Below are 21,542 nucleotides of genomic sequence, written 5' to 3'. Positions count from 1 at the left end.
GGATCATTGCCACCCCCTGGGCAGCATGTGGACAGCGCCAGTCACAACGTCCGCAGCAGCACCGCCGGCTGTTCCACGCAGTCCGCCACATAGCGCAGGAACCCGCCCGCCGTTCCGCCGTCGCACACCCGGTGGTCGAAGGTGAGGGAGAGCTGCACGACCTGCCGCACCGCCAGTTCGCCCTGGTGCACCCAGGGTTTGGGGGCGATCCGGCCGACGCCCAGCATGGCCGCCTCGGGGTGGTTGATGATCGGCGTGGAGCCGTCGACCCCGAACACCCCGTAGTTGTTCAAGGTGAAGGTGCCGCCCGTGAGGTCCCTGGGGGTCAGTGTCCCGGTCCGTGCGGCCTCGGTCAGCCGCGCGAACTCCGCGCTCAGCGACTCCGCGTCGCGGGCGTGCGCGTCCCGTACGACGGGTACGACGAGCCCCCGCTCGGTCTGCGCCGCGAAACCCAGGTGGATCTGGTCGAGTTGGACGACCTCGCGGGCGTCCATGTCGACCGTCGAGTTCAGCTCCGGGTGGCGGGCCAGCGCCGCCGTGCAGATCCGGGCGAGCAGGGCCAGGAGGGAGATCTTCGGGCCACCGGCGGAATTCATCGCCACGCGCGCGTGCATGAGTTCCGTGGCGTCGGCGTCCACCCAGCAGGTCGCGTCGGGAATCTCGCGACGGCTGCGGGAGAGCTTGTCGGCGACGATTCCGCGGATGCCCCGCAGGGGGACGCGGGTGCCGTTCGAGGCGGCAGCGGGAGCGGCCCCGGTCGCCGGCCGGGACTGAAACTGAGGTGCGCCCATGGGCGCGACAGGCCCGTGGCCGACGGCCGGTGCCCGGAGTGGTTCCGCGGCAACGGGCACCCGTACGTGACCGGTTGCCGCCGCGCGCAGCGCGTACTCGACGTCCGCCCGCAGGATCAGCCCGTCGGGCCCCGAGCCCTCCAACTCGCGCAGATCCACGCCGTTCTCCCGCGCAAGTCGCCGTACGAGCGGAGAGATGACCGGCACGGGCCCGTCCCCGTACACCGCGACGCCACCGTGATCAGCGTGATTGCCGTGATCACCGCGTGTCCGGTGTTCGCCGTGATTGCCGTGGTCGCCATCGGCCGGGCGGTCGCGGACATCCGAGCCCGCGCCATACCGGCCGTCGGGATCCGTATGGTCCCCGTCTCCCGCGCGCACGGCAGACCGACGGCCCGCCTCACGCACCTCGTCAGGGGCGTCCACCGCACCGTCCGCAGCCATCGAGACACCCGGCGCCGGCCGCCCCTCGGCACGCGCGCCGCCCGTCAGACCGGTGACCCCCGGCGGCGGCACCCTCCTGCGCCGCGCAGAAGGCGCCCCGGTGCCATAACCCACGAGCACGTTCCCGGACCCCTCGTCGGCCTCGTCACCCTCGCCGGAGGCAGCCGCACCCACGGCGACCGTCAACAGGGGGGCACCCACGGGCAGTTCCCCACCCTCCTCGCCGAACCGGGCGGTGACCACACCCCCGTACGGGCAAGGGACGTCGACCATCGCCTTGGCGGTCTCGACCTCGACGACCAGTTGGTCGACGGCGACGACCTCGCCGACCTCGACCAACCAGCGGACGATCAACGCCTCGGTGAGTCCCTCACCGAGGTCGGGAAGCCTGAACTCCAACACTTGGGCCATCAGCTCTCCGCCTCCCATTGCAGACGCCCCACGGCGTCCAGGATCCGGTCGACGCCAGGCAGGTGGTGCCGCTCCAGCATCGGCGGCGGATACGGGATGTCGAACCCGGCCACGCGCAGCACCGGCGCCTCCAGATGATGGAAGCAGCGCTCGGTGATCCGCGCGGCGATTTCCCCGCCAGGTCCGCCATACCCACCCGACTCGTGTACGACGACCGCGCGCCCGGTCCGCCGTACCGAAGCCGACACCGTCTCGTCGTCGAACGGCACCAGGGAGCGCAGATCGACGACTTCCAGGTCCCAGCCCTCCGCCCGCGCCGCCTCGGCGGCTTCGAGACAGACGGGCACGGACGGCCCGTACGTGACGAGCGTGGCGCTCCGGCCGGAGCGCCGCACCATCGCGCGGCCAATCGGTTGAACGGTCGGCGGCTCGTCCGGGTTCCAGGAATCCTTCGACCAGTACAGCCGCTTGGGCTCCAGGAAGACGACCGGGTCGTCGGAGGCGATGGCGGCGCGCAGCAGGCCGTAGGCGTCGGCGACCGTCGCGGGCGTGACGACATGGAGCCCCGGAGTCGCCATGTAGTACGCCTCGGAGGAGTCGCTGTGGTGCTCGACGCCGCCGATGCCGCCGCCGTACGGGACGCGGATGGTGATCGGCAGCGCCATCGCGCCCCGGGTGCGGTTGCGCATCTTCGCGACATGACTGATCAGCTGTTCGAACGCCGGGTAGGCGAACGCGTCGAACTGCATCTCCACGACCGGCCGCAGCCCGTACATGGCCATGCCGACGGCCGTCCCGAGGATGCCCGCCTCGGCCAGCGGTGTGTCCGTGACGCGGTCCTCGCCGAACTCCTTGGCGAGCCCGTCGGTGACCCGGAAGACGCCGCCGAGGGTGCCGACGTCCTCACCCATGACATGGACGGTGGGGTCGGCGTTCATGGCGTCGCGCAGCGCGCGCCCGAGGGCCTGCGCCATGGTGGCCGGCTTCAGGGCAACGGTCGTCATCGCCCGGCTCCTTCTGGCCCGTGGACCTCCGCCGCCAGTTCCGCGCGCAACAGCGCCTCCTGCTCGCGCAGTTGCGGTGTGGGCTCGGCATACACATGGGCGAACAGATCCATGGGGTCGAGCACCGGGTCCTGGTTCATGCGCGCCCGCAGGTCCGCGGCCATCGTCTCGGCGTCCTCGCGCGCGGAACGCCGCGCGTCCTCGTCGAGCAGCCCGCGCTCGGTCAACTCGCGCTCCAGGAGCGCGATCGGGTCGTGCGCACGCCAGGTCTCCACCTCGGAGTCACCGCGGTAACGGGTGGCGTCGTCGGCGTTGGTGTGGGCGTCGATACGGTAGGTCACGGCCTCGACGAGGGTCGGGCCGCCCCCCGCGCGCGCACGGAGGACGGCTTCGCTCAGCACCTCGTGCACGGCCGCCGCGTCGTTGCCGTCGACCAGGCGGCCCGGCATCCCGTAGCCGACGGCCTTGTGGGCCAGCGACGGGGCGGCGGTCTGCTTGGCGAGCGGTACGGAGATGGCGAAGCCGTTGTTCTGGACAAGGAAGACGACCGGGGCCTGCCAGACGGCGGCGAAGTTCAGCGCCTCGTGGAAGTCGCCCTCACTGGTGCCGCCGTCGCCGACCATCGCCAGGGCGACCACGTCGTCGCCCTTGAGCCGGGCGGCATGCGCGAGGCCCACGGCGTGCGGGAGCTGGGTCGCCAGCGGGGTGCACAGGGGTGCGATCCGGAACTCGCGGGGGTCGTAGCCGGTGTGCCGGTCGCCGCGCAGGAGGGTGAGCGCCTGGACGGGGTCGAGGCCGCGGGCGACGGCGGCGAGGGTGTCGCGGTAGCTGGGAAAGAGCCAGTCGCGGTCCTCCAGGGCGAGTGCCGCGGCGACCTCACAGGCCTCCTGGCCGGTGCTGGAGGGGTAGACGGCGAGGCGGCCCTGCTTGGTGAGGGCGGTGGCCTGCGTGTTGTAGCGGCGGCCGCGCACCAGTTCCGCGTACAGACGGCGCAGCAGACCCGGGTCGACCCGCGCGGCTGCGTCGGTGCCGAGCACGCGGTACGGCAGTGCGTCGGGCAGCAGCGGCGCGGGGTCGGTGCGGGGCTGCCAGGCGGGCGGCGGGGTTGGCCGGTAAGCGCCTCGCTGCTCCATGACCGTCATAACGGCACCTCCTCGTGGGAGACGGCTCCGGACGCGTCACGGTTGTGATGCGCCTCACCTACCGATTGTTCGGTCGTCGGCACATTTTGGCTACAGACCCCTGCAAGCTGTGGACAAACGGTTCTGCACAACCTGAGATGGACGCAGTACGTCCATGATAGGGAAGCGGGGGGACATGGCACCTGAACAAATGGCCGAGCCGCCGGAGGCCGGCCCCGCCCTTCCGCCTGCCCGCCCGCTCGACGCCATAGATCAGGACATCCTCCAGATGCTCCAGGCGGACGGCCGCGCCTCGATAAGGTCCGTGGCCGAACGCGTCCATGTGTCGCGGGCCAACGCCTACGCGCGTATCAACCGCCTCATCGAGGACGGCGTGATCCGCGGCTTCGGGGCACGTGTGGATCACGAACGCGCCGGTCAGGGCACCTCGGCGTACATCACCCTGAAGATCGTGCAGAACTCCTGGCGCACGGTCCGCGAGCAGCTGAGGGTGCTCCCGGGGGCCTCCCACATCGCCCTGGTGGGCGGCGATTTCGACGTACTCCTTCTGGTGCACACCCCGGACAACAAGGCGCTACGGGAAGTGGTCCTCACCCGCCTCCAGGCCATCCCGGAGGTCCTCAGCACCCGGACACTGCTGGTGTTCGAGGAGGAGGACCTGGAGCCACAGTCCTGAACGCCCCGGTGCCCGGCGACTCCCCGGCGACCGGGGAGTTCAGGACTCGCTGTACGTCCTGGCGAGCTGGGCGTTCAGGACGCACTGCGAGCGCGGGCGGCTTGCGCTTCAGGACTCGCTGCGCGCCCGGGCGGCTTGGGCTTCAGGACTCGCTGCGCAGCCCTCCGAAGACCAGCTGGGCGACGGCGTCGGCGACCTCCCGCTCGTTCATGCCCCGCCCGTCGGGCCGGTACCACTCCACGATCGAGTTGATCATCCCGAAGACCAGTCGGGTCGCGAGCCGGACCTCCACGTCGCCGCGTACGTCGCCGTCCGCAGCCGCCGCTTTGAGCAGCTCGGCCACCTGGTGGTCGAAGTCGCGGCGCCGTTCCAGGGCCCAGCGCTCGGTGTCCGTGTTGCCACGCACCCGCAGCAGCAGCGTCACGTACGGCAGCTCGGCGGTGAGGACCTCGACCATGCGCCGCACGACGTACTCCAGGCGCTCCACCGCACGCCCCACGCGCGCGTGCTCCTCGTCGAGGATCCTGAAGAGGCCGTCCAGGGCACGGCTGACGGCCCTGCGCAGCAGCTCCTCCTTGCCGGCGACGTGGTGGTATATCGACGACTTGGAGATGCCCGCCGCTCTGGAGAGGTGCTCCATGGAGGTGCCGTCGTAGCCGCGCTCGTTGAAGACCTGGACGGCGACGGAGAGCAGGGTCTCCGGGGTGTAGGTGTCCCGCTTGGCGGTGGTCATGAGGTGCCCTCCCGCTTCTCGGCGGTGTGTCCGTGACGGTACAGCGCGAGTGAGGGTGCGTACCGGCCGGAGGGTTCGCGCAGATGCAGCTCCTCCAGGAGGTCGTGCGCCCAGGTCCTGCCGAGCCTGCGGCTCCATTCGAAGGGACCGAGGGGATAGTTCACCCCGAGCCGCATGGCGGTGTCGATGTCCTCCTCGGTCGCCACTCCCTTGGCGACGGCGTCGTGCGCCAGGTCGACGATCCGGGCCACGGTCCGGGCGACGATCATGCCCGGGGCGTCGCCGATGACGCTGACGTCCTTGCCCAGTGCCTGGAAGAGGCCGATGGCTTCCGCGAGTGTCTGGGGAGCGGTGTCCTGGCAGGCCGAGACGGCGATGCGGGTCGCCTTGCGGTAGTCGAGCGCCAGGTCGAAGTAGACGACGTCACGGAACTCGACCGAGGTCTGGCCGTCGGCGAGGACCAGCTGGCCGCCACTGGGCAGCATCAGCCGCGTGCCGTGGTCCTCCTCGTCCTCGCGGACCTGGATGCCCGCCTCGCGGATCAGCGCGAGAAGCTCGGCCGCCGGGCCCAGGTCGCCCTCGACGGCGACGTACGCGGGCGGCTGGGCCCTCTCCGCGGTGTGCGGCTCGGGACGCTCGGCGCCGTCCCCGTAGTCGTACCAGCCCTGCCCCGTCTTGCGGCCGTGGTTACCGGACTCCACGAGCCGGCGCTGGGCGAGCGAGGGGGTGAACCGCACGTCCTGGAAGAAGGCCTGCCACACGGAGTGGGTGACGGACTCGTTGACGTCCTGGCCGATGAGGTCGGAGAGTTCGAAGGCGCCCATCCGGAAGCCGCCGGATTCGCGCAGCACCGCGTCGATGGTGGCAGGGTCGGCGGCCTGCGACTCGTACACCGCGAAGGCCTCGGCGTAGAAGGGCCGCGCGATGCGGTTGACGATGAACCCGGGGGTGTCGGCGCAGGCGACCGGGGTCTTCCCCCAGGCGCGTGCCGTCTCGTACGCGCGCGTGGCCGACGAGAAGTCGCTCGCATACCCGGAGACGACCTCCACGAGGGGCAGGAGCGGCGCCGGGTTGAAGAAGTGCAGTCCGACGAGCCGGCCAGGGTTGCGCAGGGCGCCGGCGATGGCCGTGACGGACAGGGACGAGGTGTTGGTGGCGAGCAGGCAGTCGGCGTCGACGATTTCCTCGATGTCGCGGAACAGCTGCTGTTTCACCTTGAGTTGTTCGGCGACCGCCTCGATGACGAGCACACAGTCCGCGAGATCGGAGAGGTTCTGCGCCGGTCGCAGCCGGGCGCGTGCGGCGTCCCGGTCGGCGCCGCTGAGCCGGTCCTTCTCGACCAGCCGGTCCAGGCGTGCGCCGATCGCCCCGGCCGCGGCTTCGGCACACCCCGGCACGGCGTCGTGGAGCCGCACGAGGTGGCCCGCGACCAGTGCGACCTGGGCGATGCCCTGGCCCATGGTGCCGCTGCCGACGACGGCCACCGGGCCGCTGAGGTCGAGTGCTGTCATGCTCGCGATCCTCCCGCACAGGGTTTTCCACAGATGCGGCGGACCCCCTTGTACCGACCGATCGTTCGGTTACTCTAGCTGTGAGTACCCGCCCAACGCCCACCACCACCCTGACAGAGGCGCCGGGCGCCGCACCTTTTCCGTAATCCTGCCCAGATCACCAGCTCGACGAAGAGCTGCTTCGAGGAGGAGTTGGTCCCCCGATGGCCGCCGAACTCACCGCGCACCAGCTGATCACCCAGCACCGGCCCACCCTCGACCAGGCGCTGGAAGCGATCCGCACGCGCGCGTACTGGTCCCCCCACCCCGAACACCCCAAGGCGTACGGCGAGCACGGCAGCCTGGGCATGGCGGAGGGCAAGGCCGCCTTCGACGCCCTCCTGGGCACCCGCCTCGACCTCGGCCAGCCCGGCACCGACGACTGGGTGGGCGGTGAGGTCTCGCCGTACGGCATCGAGCTGGGCGTCACCTACCCGCACGCGGACGTCGACATTCTGCTGCCCGCCATGCGCGCAGGGCAGCGCGCGTGGCGCGACGCGGGCGCGGAGGCGCGCGCCGCGGTCTGTCTGGAGATCCTCAAGCGGATCAGCGACCGCACCCACGAGTTCGCGCACGCGGTCATGCACACCAGCGGCCAGGCCTTCATGATGGCGTTCCAGGCGGGCGGTCCGCACGCACAGGACCGCGGCCTGGAGGCGGTGGCATACGCGTACGTGGAGCAGGTCCGCACGCCGGACAGCACGGAGTGGGTCAAACCCCAGGGCAAGCGGGACCCGCTCACCCTGACCAAGCAGTTCACACCCGTGCCGCGCGGCACCGCCCTCCTGATCGGCTGCAACACCTTCCCGACGTGGAACGGCTATCCGGGTCTGTTCGCCTCCCTCGCCACCGGCAACGCCGTGCTCGTGAAGCCCCACCCGCGCGCGGTGCTGCCGCTCGCGCTCACCGTCCAGGTGGCCCGCGAGGTGCTCGCCGAGACCGGCTTCGACCCGAACCTGGTGGCACTGGCCGCGGAGCGCCCCGGGGAGGGCATCGCCAAGACCCTCGCCCTGCGGCCCGAGATCCGGATCATCGACTACACCGGGTCCACCGCGTTCGGCGACTGGCTGGAGACCAACGCCCGCCAGGCGCAGGTCTACACGGAGAAGGCCGGCGTCAACACGGTGATCGTGGAGTCGACCGACAACTACAAGGGCATGCTGTCCAACCTGGCCTTCTCCCTGTCCCTGTACAGCGGCCAGATGTGCACCACCCCGCAGAACCTGCTGATCCCACGCGACGGCATCACCACGGACGAGGGCCCCAAGTCCTACGACGAGGTGGTCGCCGACCTCGCCAAGTCGGTCGGCGCTCTCCTGGGCGACGACGCCCGCGCCAACGCGCTCCTCGGAGCCATCGTGAACCCCGACGTGAAGACCCGCCTGGAAGCCGCTTCCGGCCTCGGCGAAGTCGCGCTCCCCTCACGGGAGATCAGCAACCCGGAGTTCCCGGACGCGGTCGTCCGCACACCGGTGATCGTGAAGCTCGACGGCACCAAGCCCGACGACGAGGCCGCCTACTTGAACGAGTGCTTCGGCCCCGTCTCCTTCGCCGTTCGCGTCGACTCGGCCACGGACGCGGTGGAGCTGCTGCGCCGCACGATCCGCGACAAGGGCGCGATGACAGTCGGCGCGTACACGAGCTCGGAGGAGTTCGAGGAGGCCGTGCGGGAGGTCTGCCTGGAAGAGTGCGCCCAGCTCTCCCTGAACCTCACGGGCGGGGTGTACGTCAACCAGACGGCCGCGTTCTCCGACTTCCACGGCTCGGGCGGCAACCCGGCGGCCAACGCGGCCCTGTCCGACGGGGCGTTCGTCGCCAACCGCTTCCGCGTGGTGGAGGTACGCCGGGACTCCTGAGGCCTGTCTGACCATTGCCGTCGACGCCCGGAGTCGCGGGGCGGACGGGGATGGTCAGACACCCCGTCCCTCAGGCCGTCGCGCCCCCGGTCGCACTCCAGTGGAACAGCGTCATCGCCACACTGGTCGCGAGGTTGTAGCTGGAGACCTGGGGGCGCATCGGCAGGGACACCAAGTGGTCGGTGCGGGCACGGAGTTCCGCGGACAGGCCGCTGCGCTCGGAGCCGAAGGCGAGGACGGCGTCGTCGGGGAGCTTGAGTCCCCGGATGTCCTCGCCCTCCGGATCGAGGGCGAACACCGGGCCCGGCGGCAGCTCGTCCACCGTCAGCCGTTCCACGGCGGTCGCGAAGTGCAGGCCCGCCCCGCCGCGTACGACGGTGGGATGCCAGGGGTCGAGCGATCCCGTCGTGACCACCCCGGTCGCGCCGAAGCCCGCAGCGAGCCGGATCACGGCCCCCGCGTTGCCCAGGTTGCGGGGGTTGTCGAGGACCACGACGGGCGTGCGCCGAGGCATCTTGGCCAGCAGCTCCAGATTGGCCGCCCGGGACGGACGTACGGCCAGAGCGGCCACCGAAGTGGGGTGCGGACGCGGCACCAGGGCCTTCAGCGTCGCCTCCGGGACCTCCACCAACAGCCCGTCGACGGCAGCCCGTACGTCAGGAGCCAGGTCGTCGGCCAGCGCGAGCGCCGCCTGCCGGTCGGTCGTGACGGCCACCGGGATCCGGGCCTGGAAGCGCACCGCGTGCTTGAGGGCGTGGAAGCCGTCGAGCAGGACGGAACCCTCGGCGAGCCGGTGCCAGGCCCGCACGGCCTCCAGGGGGTCCCTTACGCCGTCCGTTCCGAGGCCGCTGTCGGGGTCGTTCATGCCCTGAAGCCTACGTGCGTGGGCTCGGCCGGATCCGGGGCGCTCGGGGGCTGTTCGCGCGGACCCGGCAGCGTACGGCCGCCGCCGCTGCCCGAAAACAGTCCTCCACGCGCGCGCGTGACCCATCCGCCCAGGCGCCGCAGGAACGACGTCGGCAGGAACACCGCATCGGCGGCGATCATCGCGAGCGAGAAGAACGGCAGCCCGAGCACCACGGCGATCACCGCGTGCTCGGTCATCATGGCCACGAGCAGGATGTTCTTGACCCGCCGGTTGAACAGGGTGAAGGGGAAGGCGACCTGGACGATCACCGTCCCGTACGTCACCAGCATCACGATCGTGCCGTAGCCCGCCAGCAGGTCGGACAGGGCCGGCCAGGGCGAGAAGTAGTCCAGGTGGAGCGGGTAGTAGACCGCGGTGCCGTCCTGCCAGCGCGAGCCCTGGATCTTGTACCAGCCTGCGGTCGCGTAGATCAGACAGGCCTCGGCCATGATCACGAACAGGGCCGCGTTGTGCACGAGGTTGGCGACGACGTCCAGCAGGACCCGGGGCTCGGCGCTGCGCACGCGGCCGACGACGACCCACCACAGGGCCTGCGCCGCCCACAGCCCCCAGAAGACCACCAGCCAGCCGGCGCTGAGCCGTCCCGCGAGCGTCGGCGCCGCCAGCGCGAGGCCGAGCACCCCCCACAGGACGAGGCCCACCCGGTCGGGCCCGACGCGCTCTCCACGCGCGCGTGCCTCCCCTCCGAGCCGCGCCCGCCGCGCGTCCAGCGACCACACCTGGCCGCAACGCGTGAACACCAGGTAGATCGCCATCAGATGGATGACGTTGTCGCCGCCGTCCCCCATGAACACGCTGCGGTTCTGCAGCGAGAGCACACCCACCATGAACAGGACGGACGCCGCGCGGGTCCGCCAGCCCAGCAGGAGCAGCAGGCTCGACAGGACGGCGAGGGCGTAGACGCTCTCGAACCAGATCTGGCTGTCGGACCACATCAGGATCGTGAAGGCGTGGTTGGTCGCGATGAGCTGCTGGGCCATGTCCCAGCTCCACGGCGCGTCAGGCCCGTACATCTCCTGGCGGTGCGGAAACTCGCGCAGCAGGAACAGCAGCCAGGTCGCGGCGAACCCGATACGGACCACAGCGGTCTGGTACGGGCCGAGGGCCGCCTCGGTGACCCGGGTGATGCCACGCGCGAGCGACAGGGAAAAGGTGTTCATCGGGCGCTCGCCTCCGCCGTCTCCTGCTGCCGGTCGGCCTCGGAGACGGACCACCAGGGCAGTTCGCGGACCACGGGTTTGCCGACCACCTGCTCCTCGCTCCATTTGGGGGGCGTCACGCTGGTCGTCAGGGAGCGGACCTGGACGCTCTCGACGACCCCGTCCTTGCCTTCGGCGTCCAGCCGGTCCAGGCGCAGCACGACGATCCGGCGCAGATAGCGCTCGGAAAGGTCACCTCGCAGGCCCGTGGGGCGGTTCTCGCCGTCGTGGCTGCCGACGTAGAAGTCCCAGGACCGGCGCAGTTCGTTCTGCTGGGTGTGGCTCGGCAGCAGGTTTCCGTCGATGGCGGCGCCGTCCAGCGCGGACAGGTCGTACCAGCCGGTCTCCTGGCTGGTGCCGTCCGACGTACGGACCTGGGCACGGACCTGGACGGCGATGTTCTGCTGCAAGGGGTTGGGCGCGAACAGCTTCCAGTTCTGTTCGAACTCCGGGTAGATCCACTCCTCGATCGCCCGCCCGTGCTGCTTGGTGACGGTGTTCGAGGGCGCGAGATGCAGGAACACCATCCCCAGGTGCACACAGGCGGTGAGCGCGACGATCGCGAGGGCGAAGGCGGCGGCGATCTGGTAGCCGACGGAGAGGGCGGCTATCCCCGCGGGGGCGGGGATGGGCGGGGCGGCTTCCGTGGTGGAGGGGCGGAGGGATGTGGGGTGTGTGGGGTGCGTGGGGTGCGTGGGGTGCGTGGGGTGCGTGGGGTGCGGCTCGTGGGCTGCGCCTGCCGGCCTCCGGTGGACGGGCGGCTGCTGATCGACGGGCACCTGCTGACCGACGAGACCGTCGGGCACTTTCGGCCCCGCGGAAGCGTTTGGCAGGTCAGAGGCGCTCGGGCTCGACACGGCAGGCGCGTCGGGGATCTCGGGTGCGCCGGGGTTTTCGCGTACGGCGGCGGTGTCCGGCGCGCTGGGATCGTCGGGCACGCTGAGGTGGTCGGGTGCGCTGGGGTCGTCGGGGACGCTGAGATGGTCGGGTGCGCTGGGGTCGTCGCGCCTGTCAGGCGCGGGCCCATCGGGCGCGTCCGGACCGTGCCGGCCGTTCGAGCCCTCGTCGTACGCGTCCATTCCGCCCCTATCCCCGATCCGTTCGCACTCCTCGCCGCCGAGACCGCGCGGCGTGGTCGTACCGCACGCGTGCCCCACGCTGCGGCGTTCGCACGGGAACGGTACTCAGACCGGATTGCCCGGCACAGCCCCAGGAGCCACAGCGGCCACATCTGCGGCCAGGAGGTTATCCACAGCGGTTGACACCTTACGGCGACTCGTCCCACCATTGAATCGAGCTGCCCAACCGACCGGTCGGTTGGGGTGTGGGGGATCGAGGGGCCCGTATGGCGACAGCAACTGCGCACCGCACGGCCCACGCGCAGGCGGAGGAGTCCGCCGACGGAACCGCTGACGGATCCACGGACGCGGCGGCACGCACGGCGGCGTACGAGGCCTTCTTCGACGCGGCCGTGGCGGCCGACGAGCGCATCGAACCCCGCGACTCGATGCGCGACGCGCACCGCTCCGCGCTGGTCCGGCAGATCGCCCAGCCACGCCGGAGCCCTCGGCGGGGCTGTACGGGGCGGTGGTCGGCGGCAGCCCGTGCGGGCGCTTCGGCCTGGCGCAGGGGGCTGAGCGGGCGCTCCGCGGGGTGGGCGCGCCACGGACCCGAATCCACGAGGAATATTCCACGTGACCGACGGGGCGACGACGCCTCCCGCCGTACCGGCCCCCGCACACAGCACCGTGACCGCCCGGTCGACGGACGCGGGATACGCACTTGGCCTGCCAGTTGCATCCGGCCACGGAGAAGGTGGAGTTGGCCCTCGACCGGTAGGTCGCGGAGGAGGACGGGCTGGACCTCGACCGGCAACAGGCCACAGGCCACCGGCCACCGGCCACCGGCCACCGAGATGGTCGGTTGGGGTCCGACCGGTGGGCCACGGAGAAGGTCGAGTTGGACCTCACCGGCAGGCCACGGCGATGGTCGAGTTGGACCTTCAACGGCAGGCGACGGCGATGGCCGAGTCGGACTGACTGCGCGGACCGCATCGGCATGCCCCAGTTGAGGCAGATCACGGCCGACCGTTCCCTTCTCGTAGAACCTGTTCTATCTTGACGCTCCGTCAGATCAGGCGCCCGCCTGGTCGGCCGACCGGTGCATGGGAGGACGGGACCGTGGACTTCACCTTCACCGAGGAACACCAGGCGGCGGTCGAGGCGGCGAAGGCCGTGTTCGCGGGAGTCGCACCGGACGGGGTGCCCAGCCCCGCGCTCACCCCGGGCGCCGTGGCCGAGGACCTCGACCGGACCCTGTGGGCGAGGCTCGCCGACGCGGACCTGCTGAGCCTGCTCCTCGACGAGGCGTACGGCGGAGCGGGCCTCGACGCCGTCGCGCTGTGCCTGGTGCTGCGGGAGTCGGCGAGGGTGCTCGCACGGGTGCCGTTGCTCGAGAGCAGCGCGGCGGCGGTGGCCGTGCAGCGATACGGCGGCGAGGAGTTGAAGACGCGGCTGCTCACCCGGGCCGGCCGGGGCGAGCTGGTGCTGACCGTCGCCGCGAACGGCCGCAGCGGCCACGACCCGGCCGAACTCGCCGTGACCGCACGGCAGGACGGCGACACCTGGGTGCTGGACGGCACCCAGACCGCCATTCCCTGGGCGCAGAACGCAGACTTCACCCTCGTACCCGCACACACCGCGGCCGACCGGACCGTCCTCGCCTTCGTCCCCCGCGTCCACGAAGGAGCCCTACTCGCCGAACAGACCTCCACCAGCGGCGAGCGACTCGGTGAACTGCGCCTGGAATCCGCATGGATCGCCGCCCAGGATGTCATCGAGGCGGACGGCGCGTGGGAGTGGCTGCGCGAGCTGCTGACCACCGGGACGTGCGCGCTGGCGCTCGGTCTCGGGGAGGGCGTGCTCGGGATGACGAGCGAGTACACCAGCAAGCGGGAGCAGTTCGGCTTCCCCGTCGCCACCTTCCAGGCGGTCGCCGTGCAGGCCGCCGACCGCTACATCGACCTGCGCGCGATGGAGGTGACGCTCTGGCAGGCCGCATGGCGGATCAGTACGGGAGCGGGCGGTGCACTTCCGGCGTCCGGGGACGTGGCCGTCGCCAAGATCTGGGCCTCGGAAGGGGTACGACGGGTCGTGCAGACCGCGCAGCACCTGCACGGGGGGTTCGGCGCCGACACCGACTATCCACTGCACCGGTACCACGCCTGGGCCAAGCAGCTTGAACTGTCGCTCGGGTCGGCGGCAGCGCACGAGGAGGCACTGGGGGATCTGCTCGCCGCCCACCCCCTGGGCTGAACGCCCGCCCGGCCCACCCGGGGCCAGCCGCCCAGCATCTCCCCGGCGCCAGTGATCTACGCCACGAAGCCCGGCTGCCCCTTGTCGTCCACCACCGGGCGACCGGTGGCCGCCCAGGCCTGCATGCCGCCGTCGACATTCACCGCGTCGATTCCCTGCTGGGTCAGATACATGGTGACCTGCGCCGAACGGCCGCCGGAGCGGCAGATCACGTGGACCTTGCCGTCCTGCGGTGCCGCCTCGGTCAACTCACCGAAACGCGCGACGAATTCGCTCATGGGGATGTGCAGCGCCCGATCGGCATGACCTGCCTCCCACTCGTCGTCCTCCCGGACGTCCAGCAGGAAGTCTCCGTCCGTGAGATCCCCGACCTCGACCGTGGGCACACCAGCTCCGAAACTCATACCTCCGACGCTACCCGACCCCACCGACAGCCTGATCCCCTTCAAGAATCCCGGCCCTCGGGGCCACACAGGCCGGGACCGGTCAGCCGGCCTCGGGAGCCTGGCCGACCAGCTCGGCCAGCTCCGTCTCACGCTCACCGACCTGGGCCAGCAACTGCTCGGCGATCTCCTCCAGGAGACGATCGGGATCCTCCGGAGCCAGCTTGAGCATCGCGCCGATGGCACTCTCCTCCAGTTCGCCGGCGACGAACGCGAGCATCTCCTTGCGCTGGGAGAGCCACTCGAGCCGGACGTACAGCTCCTCGCTGCGGCTCGGCTTCCACTCCTCGGGCACGGGCCCCGCGGCCCACTCGACGGAGAGTTCGCTCAGCAGCGCCTCGTCGCCCCGGGCGTACGCGGCATTGACCCGGGTGATGAACTCGTCGCGCCGCTTGCGCTCGTCATCGTCCTGCGCCAGGTCGGGATGGGCCTTGCGGACCAGATCCCGGTAGAGCCTGCGGGCCTCGTCACTGGGACGCACCCGCTGCGGGGACCGCACGGGCTGGTCCGTCAGCATCGCCACGGCCTCCGGGAACAGCCCCTCGGAATCCATCCAACCGTGGAACAACTCCTCGACGCCCGGCATCGGCATGACCCGCGCCCGCGCCTCGTCCGCCTTGCGTACGTCCTCCGGGTCCCCGGTGCGCGCGGCCCGCGCCTCGGCGATCTGAGCGTCCAGCTCGTCGAGCCGCGAATACATCGGGCCAAGCTTCTGGTGATGCAGCCGCGAGAAGTTGTCGACCTCGACCCGGAAGGTCTCCACCGCGATCTCGAACTCGATCAACGCCTGCTCAGCCGCCCGAACAGCCCGCTCCAACCGCTCCTCGGGCCGCGCCACACCGTCGGTACCCGCCTGCTGCGCCGCCGACTCCCCCTCAGTGCCGGCCTGCGCCGCCGACTCCCCCTCAGTGCCGATCTGCGCCGCCGACTCACTCTCCGTGCCGGCCTGCGCCGACGTCCCACTCTCCGTGCCGGCCGGCTGGGGCGTCTCCTCCACGGCCTCCGCGGGCACGGCCTCCGCGGGCGGCTCCGTCTGTGAAGACGGCTCACCCCTGGTGCCGGCCCGCTGGGACGGCTTCCCCTCAGCCCCCGTCTGCGAGGACGTCCCGCCCGCGGGCCCGGCTTCGTAGGAATCCGCCGGGGCGGAACCGTCCGCCTCGCTCTCCAGGGCACCGGACCGCTCCCGGGCCCCCTCGTCAATGGGCTCGGACTGGCTCTGCTCGGCTTCCGGCGTCGTCACCCGACCAGCGTAGGCCACGGTGGGGCGGGGCTACTCGGGGCTACTGCCTGGGGCCCGCAAGGGACACCCGGCCTCCAGGGCCGGAGCGACCGCTGCCCCCACCCCTCAAACCCCCAACTCAGCCTCAATCCGCCCTTCCCGCACCGCCCCCACCAGCTCCGCATGATCCGCCTCGGTTCGGTCGGCGTACGCCACGGCGAACGACGCTATGGCTTCGTCCAGTTCGTCGCTCTTGCCGCAGTACCCGCTGATGAGGCGCGGGTCGGCGCTGTGGGCGTGGGCGCGGGCGAGGAGGGCGCCGGTCATGCGGGCGTAGTCGTCGATCTGGTCGGCGGCGAGGGCCGCGGGGTCGACGCTGCCCTTGCGGTTGCGGAACTGGCGTACCTGGAAGGGGAGTCCGTCGACCGAGGTCCAGCCGAGCAGGATGTCGCTGACGACCTGCATGCGCTTCTGGCCGATGACCACACGACGGCCCTCATGCGAGACGTCGGGTATCGCATGGCCTGCGGTCACCAGATGGGGGAGCAGCGCCGAGGCACGAACCTCCTTCACCTGGAGGACGAGGGGTTCGCCACGGTGGTCCAGGAGCAGGACGACGTAGGACCGGGTGCCCACGCTGCCGGTGCCGACGACGCGGAAAGCGACGTCGTGCACGGTGTACCGGGCGAGGAGGGGGAGTCGGTCCGCCGACAGTGTCGTCAGGTACTCCTCCAGTGACGCCGCGACCGCCGCAGCCTCCGCGTCGGGTATGCGGCGCAGCACCGGAGACGCGTCCACGAAGCGTCGGCCGCCGCCTTCCACGGCCTCCGTCGACTTCGCCGCGAACCGTCCGCTGGTGTTGCCCCGCGCCTTCTCGGAGACCCGCTCCAGCGTGCCGAGCAGATCGTGGGCGTCGGCGTGTGAGACGAGTTCCTCGTCCGCGATGGCGTTCCACGCGTCCAGCACCGGGAGCTTCGCGAGCAGCCTCAGGGTGCGCCGGTAGGCACCGACCACGTCGTGTGCGGCCTTGCGACAGATGTCCTCGTCCGCCCCGGCTTCCCGGCCCGCGAGCACGAGTGAGGTGGCGAGGCGCTTGAGGTCCCATTCCCAGGGGCCGTGCACCGTCTCGTCGAAGTCGTTCAGGTCCATGACGAGTCCGCCGCGCGCGTCCCCGTACAGGCCGAAGTTCGCCGCGTGTGCGTCACCGCATATCTGGGCGCTGATCCCGGTCATGGGGGTGCGCGCGAGGTCGTACGCCATGAGGCCTGCCGAACCGCGCAGGAACGCGAAGGGCGTGGCCGCCATCCTGCCGACCCGTATCGGGGTGAGCCCGGGGATCCGGCCGAGGTTGGACTCCTCCACCGCGCGGACGGCGTCCGGCCGGTCGGCGTCCGGCGTGAACTCCGCGTGGGTGGCGCGCGGCACATGCCGACGCAGGGCCTTGCCCTCTTCCTTCGGCGAACCCTGCACGGGCCACGCCGCGAATCCACGTACGGCGAAAGCCCTGGACGTCTGCTGCGTCTGCCGCGCTTCCCGCGCCCCAACCGCTCTCTGTGCTTCGACCACTTCCCGCGCTTCGAGCACTTCCCGCGCTTCGACCGCTTCGGGTGCTCCGACCACTTCCTGGACCGGAACGTCTGTACCGAGCTCGGTCACTCCGACCGCCTCCCCCGTGCGCGAACATCAACTTGCCACGACCGTACAGCCGGTCGCGCGGAGGCGTCAGAGCCTGTGGACAACTCGGAGTCCGTGGACAACTCCGCAGGCTCGCGAAAACGGGTTTCGCGGAAACGGGCAAGGAGTGGCGCCGGACCAGGTCACCCCGGGCACTGCCCGCCCTCCGGCAGATGCTGCTCCGCCCAGGCCCCGAGTTCCTTGAGCGCGGGTTCCAGTGCCGCCCCCACCTCTGTAAGGCGGTATGCGACACGCAGCGGGGGGCCTTCATCGACCTCGCGCACGACCAGTCCGGCGGCGCCGAGCTCGGTGAGCCGGTCCGAGAGCATCCGTTCGCTGATACCGGGGATCGCCCTGCGCAGCTCGGCGAAGTGAACAGGCCGCTGCAGCAGAACGGACACGATCAGGCCCGTCCAGCGCTTCCCGAACAGCTGGAAAACCCGGGTCATGCCGTCATCGACCTTCTGGCACGGCCCTGCGTCCTCGTGGCTTCCCCGTTCTGGCATGGCTTCAGAGTACTGCGCTCACACAACGGGATGAAAAAAAGTAAGTACCTGTGTTATCTATAGTCGAGTACGAAACAGAAGCCCATCGGAGGTCCCGGCCCCCGGAGCCCCGGCTCCGAACCCGGCGCCCCGTGCTGCGGCTTCCCGGCTATCCACACCCCCAGATTCCCTTGGAGATCCCCATGGCCACCCTCCTCCACATCGATTCGTCCGTGTTCCCGGGCTCCGCCTCCGCCTCCCGCGCGGTGACGGACGCCTTCCGCAAGGCCTGGGAGGAACAGCACCCGGAGGGCACGGTGCTCTACCGCGACCTCGCCGCGAACCCCGTACCGCACATCACCGCCGCCTCCTTCTCCGCCGGCCTCGCCTCCCCGGACACGCACACCCCCGAGCAGGCCGCCGCCTTCGCCGAGCGCGTGACGTTCATAGAGGAGCTGGAGCAGGCGGACGCCGTGCTGATCGGCGCCCCGATGTACAACTTCACGATCCCGTCGACCCTCAAGGCCTGGCTGGACAACGTCATCCTCATGGGCCGCACCGCCGCGACCGAGGACTCGAAGATCGCGGGCACCCCGGTCACCGTGATCGCCAGCCGCGGCGGCTCCTACGCGCCGGGCACCCCGCGCGAGCCCTTCGAGTACGTGCAGAACTACCTGGAGGCCGTCCTGCGCGACGCCCTCGCGCTGGACCTCACCTTCATCGTCCCGGAACTCACGGCGGCGCCGCACAACCCGGCGATGTCCGAGCTGATCCCCCTCTTCGAGGCCTCCCGTACGAAGGCTCTCGACGAAGCGGTCAGCAAGGCCAAGGAACTCGCCGAACGCCTCGCCGCGTAACCCGTCGCCCCTCCAGAGCGCGACCGCACCATCCGCGGCAAGGCCCCGTGTGATTGTCCTCACGCAGAACGATCACACGGGGCCGCTCCCCCGTAGGAACCCCGGGGAACCCGGGAACCCGGGAACCCGGACACCGCGACGAACGGCCGACACCGCAAGGCGCGGCAAGGCACGACACCGCACCAGCGTCAGCCTCAGCGTCAGTACAAAACCCGCCACAATCGCAGCGAACCCAGCCGACCGCCGTCGCGCCTCCCCCGACTCCCGCCCGTTCTGGTGCTGCTGCTGCTGCTCGATCATGAACGGCTCGCTTCGCCATGCGGTGGCGACGACTCACCAACCGCACCCCACAGCCCTAGAGATGCGCGCACGCCTTGCCCTAGCGAGGCAACGTCCGGGGAGAGTTACTCCTCATCGGATCGATCTTGCAGGTGGTCCCTCAAGAACTGGGCTCCGACCGTGAGATACCTCACCGCCGGGGCCCGGCCACATCACCGTCCAGGCATGGACCCGCCCACCTGTCGCACAACGAGAAACGGGCCCTCACCGAGACTTTCGTCTCTGGTGAAGACCCGTTCCGTCGGTTCTTCGTGTGGTGCGCGAGGGGGGAGTTGAACCCCCACGCCCTTGCGGGCACTGGAACCTGAATCCAGCGCGTCTGCCATTCCGCCACTCGCGCATTTGGTGTGTCGTCCGTCTCCCACCAAGTGGTGTGAGCGCCTGCCGACATCGAGAAGATTAGCACGCTGCTCAGGGTGGAATCACATCCGTTTTCGGTGGGCCCGCGCCCCCGCGCAGACCGCGCCCACACCCCCGCGAGAGCACACCCACACCCCTCCGGAACGGGGCTCCCGCCCAGGCCACCTCGCCCGCGCCCGGGTCGGCGTCGGCCGCAGGTATCAAGCCGAACCGGTTCGCGTATCAACCTCGTACCGGTCCTGGGCATCTACCCAGGAGCAGGACGTCCCGCACAGTCAGGTGCGGGACACTGGTCACGGGCCGCCTCTACGATCCATGGCAGGAGTAGCGCCTGCGGGAGTTCGAAAAGGCACTTCACAGGGAACTTCGGGAAGGGACTCCGGAAGCCGTCGACATCCGTCGACCGGGCCGACAGGGGGAACCACCCGAATTCCCGGCGCGTGGATACGATCAGTAAGCAGTACGAGCAGGACCCGCACGCCAAGCACCACGAGCACCACGAGCACGCCAAGCACCACGAGCTGGACCAGCGACACGAGCACGACCCGAAGTACCAGCACGACCCGCAGCATCCGCAAGACCAGCGAGGCCCGCAACACCAGCACCACAACGACGGCAACAATCTGCACCAGGACGGCTACGAAGGAGGAGGTGCCCCATGGGAGTCCTGAAGAAGTTCGAGCAGCGTCTCGAAGGCCTGGTCAACGGCACCTTCGCCAAGGTGTTCAAGTCCGAGGTCCAGCCCGTGGAGATCGCCGGAGCACTCCAGCGCGAGTGCGACAACAACGCCACGATCTGGAACCGTGACCGGACCGTCGTACCCAACGACTTCATCGTCGAGCTCAGCACGCCGGACTTCGATCGCCTCAGCCCCTACTCGGGGCAGCTCGGCGACGAGCTCGCCGGCATGGTGCGCGACTACGCCAAGCAGCAGCGCTACGCGTTCATGGGCCCCATCAAGGTCCATCTGGAGAAGGCCGACGACCTCGACACCGGTCTGTACCGGGTGCGCAGCCGTACGCTCGCCTCCTCGACCAACCAGCAGGCCCCCGAGCGCGCTCCCGCTGGCCCGGCGGCTCCGGCCCCGGGCAGGCCCGGTGGCTACGGCTATCCGCCCGCCGCCCAGCCGGCGGGCGCACCGCCCATGCCGGCCGCACCACCGCCCGGCGGACACGCGGCGCCCTCGCCCATGGGCCAGCGGCCCACCGCGGCACCGGGCGCGCAGCCCGGCGGCCGGACGCGGCACTGGATCGAGGTCAACGGCACCCGCCATCAGATCTCCCGCCCGACGCTGGTGCTGGGTCGCAGCACCGAAGCCGACGTGCGGATCGACGACCCCGGCGTATCGCGCAGGCACTGTGAGATCCGGACCGGAACGCCCTCGACCGTCCAGGATCTTGGGTCCACCAACGGCATCGTGGTGGACGGGCAGCACACCACCCGCGCTACGCTCCGCGACGGCTCGCGGATTGTCGTGGGCAGCACCACCATCATTTACCGGCAAGCCGAAGGGTGAAGCGGGGGCAATGTCAGAGCTGACCCTCACGGTCATGCGGCTGGGTTTCCTGGCCGTACTGTGGCTGTTCGTGATCGTGGCCGTGCAGGTCATCCGCAGCGACCTGTTCGGAACGCGTGTCACACAGCGCGGGTCGCGACGGGACGCCAACAGGCAGCAGCCGGCCGCGCGCCAGGCCGCGCCACCGCCGCAACGCCAGCAGGCCGCACCCAGCGGCGGCCGCCAGCGGCGCGGCGCCCCCACCAAACTCGTCGTCTCGGAGGGCACCCTCACGGGCACGACGGTCGCACTACAGGGGCAGACCATCACCCTGGGCCGCGCGCACGACAGCACCATCGTGCTGGACGACGACTACGCGTCCAGCAGGCATGCCAGGATCTACCCGGACCGCGACGGTCAGTGGATCGTCGAGGACCTCGGATCCACCAACGGCACGTATCTCGACCGGAACCGGCTGACGACCCCCACACCGGTTCCGCTGGGCGCGCCGATCCGCATCGGCAAGACCGTCATCGAGCTGCGGAAGTAGTGCTACATCATGAATAGGCGCGAGCGGAGCGAGCACGCGGCGGCGGTCCAGACGAAGGACGCCCGCGCGCTC

At 70.6% G+C, this 21,542-nt stretch carries 19 protein-coding genes and 1 tRNA gene; 7 read left to right on the top strand and 13 right to left on the bottom strand.

Annotated elements, in window-relative coordinates:
* Positions 1-41 precede the first annotated feature (41 nt).
* From ACIPC1_RS14350 to pdhA, 3 genes are read right to left on the bottom strand one after another with little or no spacing between them, the layout of a single operon-like run.
* A complete protein-coding gene (locus tag ACIPC1_RS14350) occupies positions 42-1,646 on the bottom strand; it encodes a dihydrolipoamide acetyltransferase family protein (RefSeq protein WP_402516676.1) in 1,605 nt (534 codons plus the stop codon).
* On the bottom strand, positions 1,646-2,650 hold the full coding sequence (locus tag ACIPC1_RS14345; RefSeq protein WP_402516674.1) for an alpha-ketoacid dehydrogenase subunit beta: 1,005 nt from the start codon (positions 2,648-2,650) through the stop codon (positions 1,646-1,648). The genes ACIPC1_RS14350 and ACIPC1_RS14345 overlap by 1 nt, the downstream gene beginning before the upstream one ends.
* On the bottom strand, positions 2,647-3,792 hold the full coding sequence (gene pdhA, locus ACIPC1_RS14340) for a pyruvate dehydrogenase (acetyl-transferring) E1 component subunit alpha (RefSeq protein ID WP_402516671.1): 1,146 nt from the start codon (positions 3,790-3,792) through the stop codon (positions 2,647-2,649). The genes ACIPC1_RS14345 and pdhA overlap by 4 nt, the downstream gene beginning before the upstream one ends.
* 175 nt (positions 3,793-3,967) lie before the next feature.
* On the opposite strand from pdhA, the gene ACIPC1_RS14335 reads away from it, so the two are divergent.
* Positions 3,968-4,468, top strand: a complete 501-nt coding sequence (locus ACIPC1_RS14335) for an Lrp/AsnC family transcriptional regulator (protein ID WP_402516668.1) — start codon at positions 3,968-3,970, stop codon at positions 4,466-4,468.
* Positions 4,469-4,610: 142 nt separating this feature from the next.
* On the opposite strand, the gene ACIPC1_RS14330 is transcribed toward ACIPC1_RS14335, so the two are convergent.
* On the bottom strand, positions 4,611-5,201 hold the full coding sequence (locus ACIPC1_RS14330; protein WP_384377316.1) for a TetR/AcrR family transcriptional regulator: 591 nt from the start codon (positions 5,199-5,201) through the stop codon (positions 4,611-4,613).
* Positions 5,198-6,712 carry a 3-hydroxyacyl-CoA dehydrogenase gene (locus tag ACIPC1_RS14325; RefSeq protein ID WP_402516665.1) on the bottom strand — a complete coding sequence of 505 codons (1,515 nt, stop codon included), beginning with the start codon at positions 6,710-6,712 and terminating at the stop codon, positions 5,198-5,200. The genes ACIPC1_RS14330 and ACIPC1_RS14325 overlap by 4 nt, the downstream gene beginning before the upstream one ends.
* A gap of 203 nt (positions 6,713-6,915) precedes the next feature.
* On the opposite strand from ACIPC1_RS14325, the gene paaN reads away from it, so the two are divergent.
* Positions 6,916-8,607 carry a phenylacetic acid degradation protein PaaN gene (gene paaN, locus ACIPC1_RS14320; protein ID WP_402516662.1) on the top strand — a complete coding sequence of 564 codons (1,692 nt, stop codon included), beginning with the start codon at positions 6,916-6,918 and terminating at the stop codon, positions 8,605-8,607.
* A 70-nt stretch (positions 8,608-8,677) separates the two neighbouring features.
* On the opposite strand, the gene ACIPC1_RS14315 is transcribed toward paaN, so the two are convergent.
* Genes ACIPC1_RS14315 through ACIPC1_RS14305 form a run of 3 tightly spaced genes read right to left on the bottom strand, consistent with a single transcriptional unit; the run spans position 8,678 to position 11,891 of the window.
* Positions 8,678-9,472, bottom strand: a complete 795-nt coding sequence (locus ACIPC1_RS14315; RefSeq protein ID WP_402516660.1) for a TrmH family RNA methyltransferase — start codon at positions 9,470-9,472, stop codon at positions 8,678-8,680.
* The gene (locus ACIPC1_RS14310; RefSeq protein ID WP_402516658.1) at positions 9,469-10,695 is read right to left on the bottom strand and encodes an HTTM domain-containing protein; all 1,227 of its coding nucleotides are present in this window, start codon (positions 10,693-10,695) and stop codon (positions 9,469-9,471) included. Before ACIPC1_RS14310 ends, ACIPC1_RS14315 begins: the two co-directional genes overlap by 4 nt.
* On the bottom strand, positions 10,692-11,891 hold the full coding sequence (locus ACIPC1_RS14305) for a DUF5819 family protein (RefSeq protein WP_402516655.1): 1,200 nt from the start codon (positions 11,889-11,891) through the stop codon (positions 10,692-10,694). Before ACIPC1_RS14305 ends, ACIPC1_RS14310 begins: the two co-directional genes overlap by 4 nt.
* 1,023 nt (positions 11,892-12,914) lie before the next feature.
* Between ACIPC1_RS14305 and ACIPC1_RS14300 the strand changes: the two genes are divergently transcribed.
* Entirely contained in the window at positions 12,915-14,048 is a 1,134-nt protein-coding gene (locus ACIPC1_RS14300; RefSeq protein ID WP_402516653.1) for an acyl-CoA dehydrogenase family protein, read from the top strand.
* A 56-nt stretch (positions 14,049-14,104) separates the two neighbouring features.
* Here ACIPC1_RS14300 and ACIPC1_RS14295 read toward each other — a convergent pair whose 3' ends face one another.
* The 4 genes from ACIPC1_RS14295 to ACIPC1_RS14280 form a co-directional block, all read right to left on the bottom strand.
* Positions 14,105-14,434 (bottom strand): rhodanese-like domain-containing protein, encoded by a 330-nt coding sequence (locus tag ACIPC1_RS14295; protein WP_402517628.1) that lies wholly within the window; start codon positions 14,432-14,434, stop codon positions 14,105-14,107.
* A 100-nt stretch (positions 14,435-14,534) separates the two neighbouring features.
* Positions 14,535-15,329, bottom strand: a complete 795-nt coding sequence (locus ACIPC1_RS14290; protein WP_384377700.1) for a hypothetical protein — start codon at positions 15,327-15,329, stop codon at positions 14,535-14,537.
* A 507-nt stretch (positions 15,330-15,836) separates the two neighbouring features.
* A complete protein-coding gene (locus ACIPC1_RS14285; protein WP_402517626.1) occupies positions 15,837-17,180 on the bottom strand; it encodes a DUF2252 domain-containing protein in 1,344 nt (447 codons plus the stop codon).
* Between the two features lie 347 nt (positions 17,181-17,527).
* Positions 17,528-17,890 (bottom strand): winged helix-turn-helix transcriptional regulator, encoded by a 363-nt coding sequence (locus ACIPC1_RS14280; protein ID WP_402516650.1) that lies wholly within the window; start codon positions 17,888-17,890, stop codon positions 17,528-17,530.
* A gap of 182 nt (positions 17,891-18,072) precedes the next feature.
* On the opposite strand from ACIPC1_RS14280, the gene ACIPC1_RS14275 reads away from it, so the two are divergent.
* A complete protein-coding gene (locus tag ACIPC1_RS14275) occupies positions 18,073-18,726 on the top strand; it encodes an FMN-dependent NADH-azoreductase (protein WP_402516649.1) in 654 nt (217 codons plus the stop codon).
* A gap of 593 nt (positions 18,727-19,319) precedes the next feature.
* Here ACIPC1_RS14275 and ACIPC1_RS14270 read toward each other — a convergent pair.
* Positions 19,320-19,405, bottom strand: a tRNA-Leu gene (locus ACIPC1_RS14270).
* Between the two features lie 460 nt (positions 19,406-19,865).
* Between ACIPC1_RS14270 and ACIPC1_RS14265 the strand changes: the two genes are divergently transcribed.
* The 3 genes from ACIPC1_RS14265 to ACIPC1_RS14255 are packed head-to-tail and all read left to right on the top strand — an operon-like array spanning position 19,866 to position 21,470.
* Positions 19,866-20,096 (top strand): hypothetical protein, encoded by a 231-nt coding sequence (locus ACIPC1_RS14265; protein ID WP_402516646.1) that lies wholly within the window; start codon positions 19,866-19,868, stop codon positions 20,094-20,096.
* Positions 20,084-20,941, top strand: a complete 858-nt coding sequence (locus tag ACIPC1_RS14260; protein WP_402516644.1) for an FhaA domain-containing protein — start codon at positions 20,084-20,086, stop codon at positions 20,939-20,941. The genes ACIPC1_RS14265 and ACIPC1_RS14260 overlap by 13 nt, the downstream gene beginning before the upstream one ends.
* A 10-nt stretch (positions 20,942-20,951) precedes the next feature.
* A complete protein-coding gene (locus ACIPC1_RS14255; RefSeq protein ID WP_384377286.1) occupies positions 20,952-21,470 on the top strand; it encodes an FHA domain-containing protein in 519 nt (172 codons plus the stop codon).
* Positions 21,471-21,542 lie beyond the last annotated feature (72 nt).

It is taken from the genome of Streptomyces sp. NPDC087263 (genome assembly GCF_044744645.1).
Classification (GTDB): Bacteria; Actinomycetota; Actinomycetes; order Streptomycetales; family Streptomycetaceae; genus Streptomyces.
Note: the sequence above shows the minus strand (reverse complement) of the source record. Positions and strands in the feature narration are given on the sequence as shown.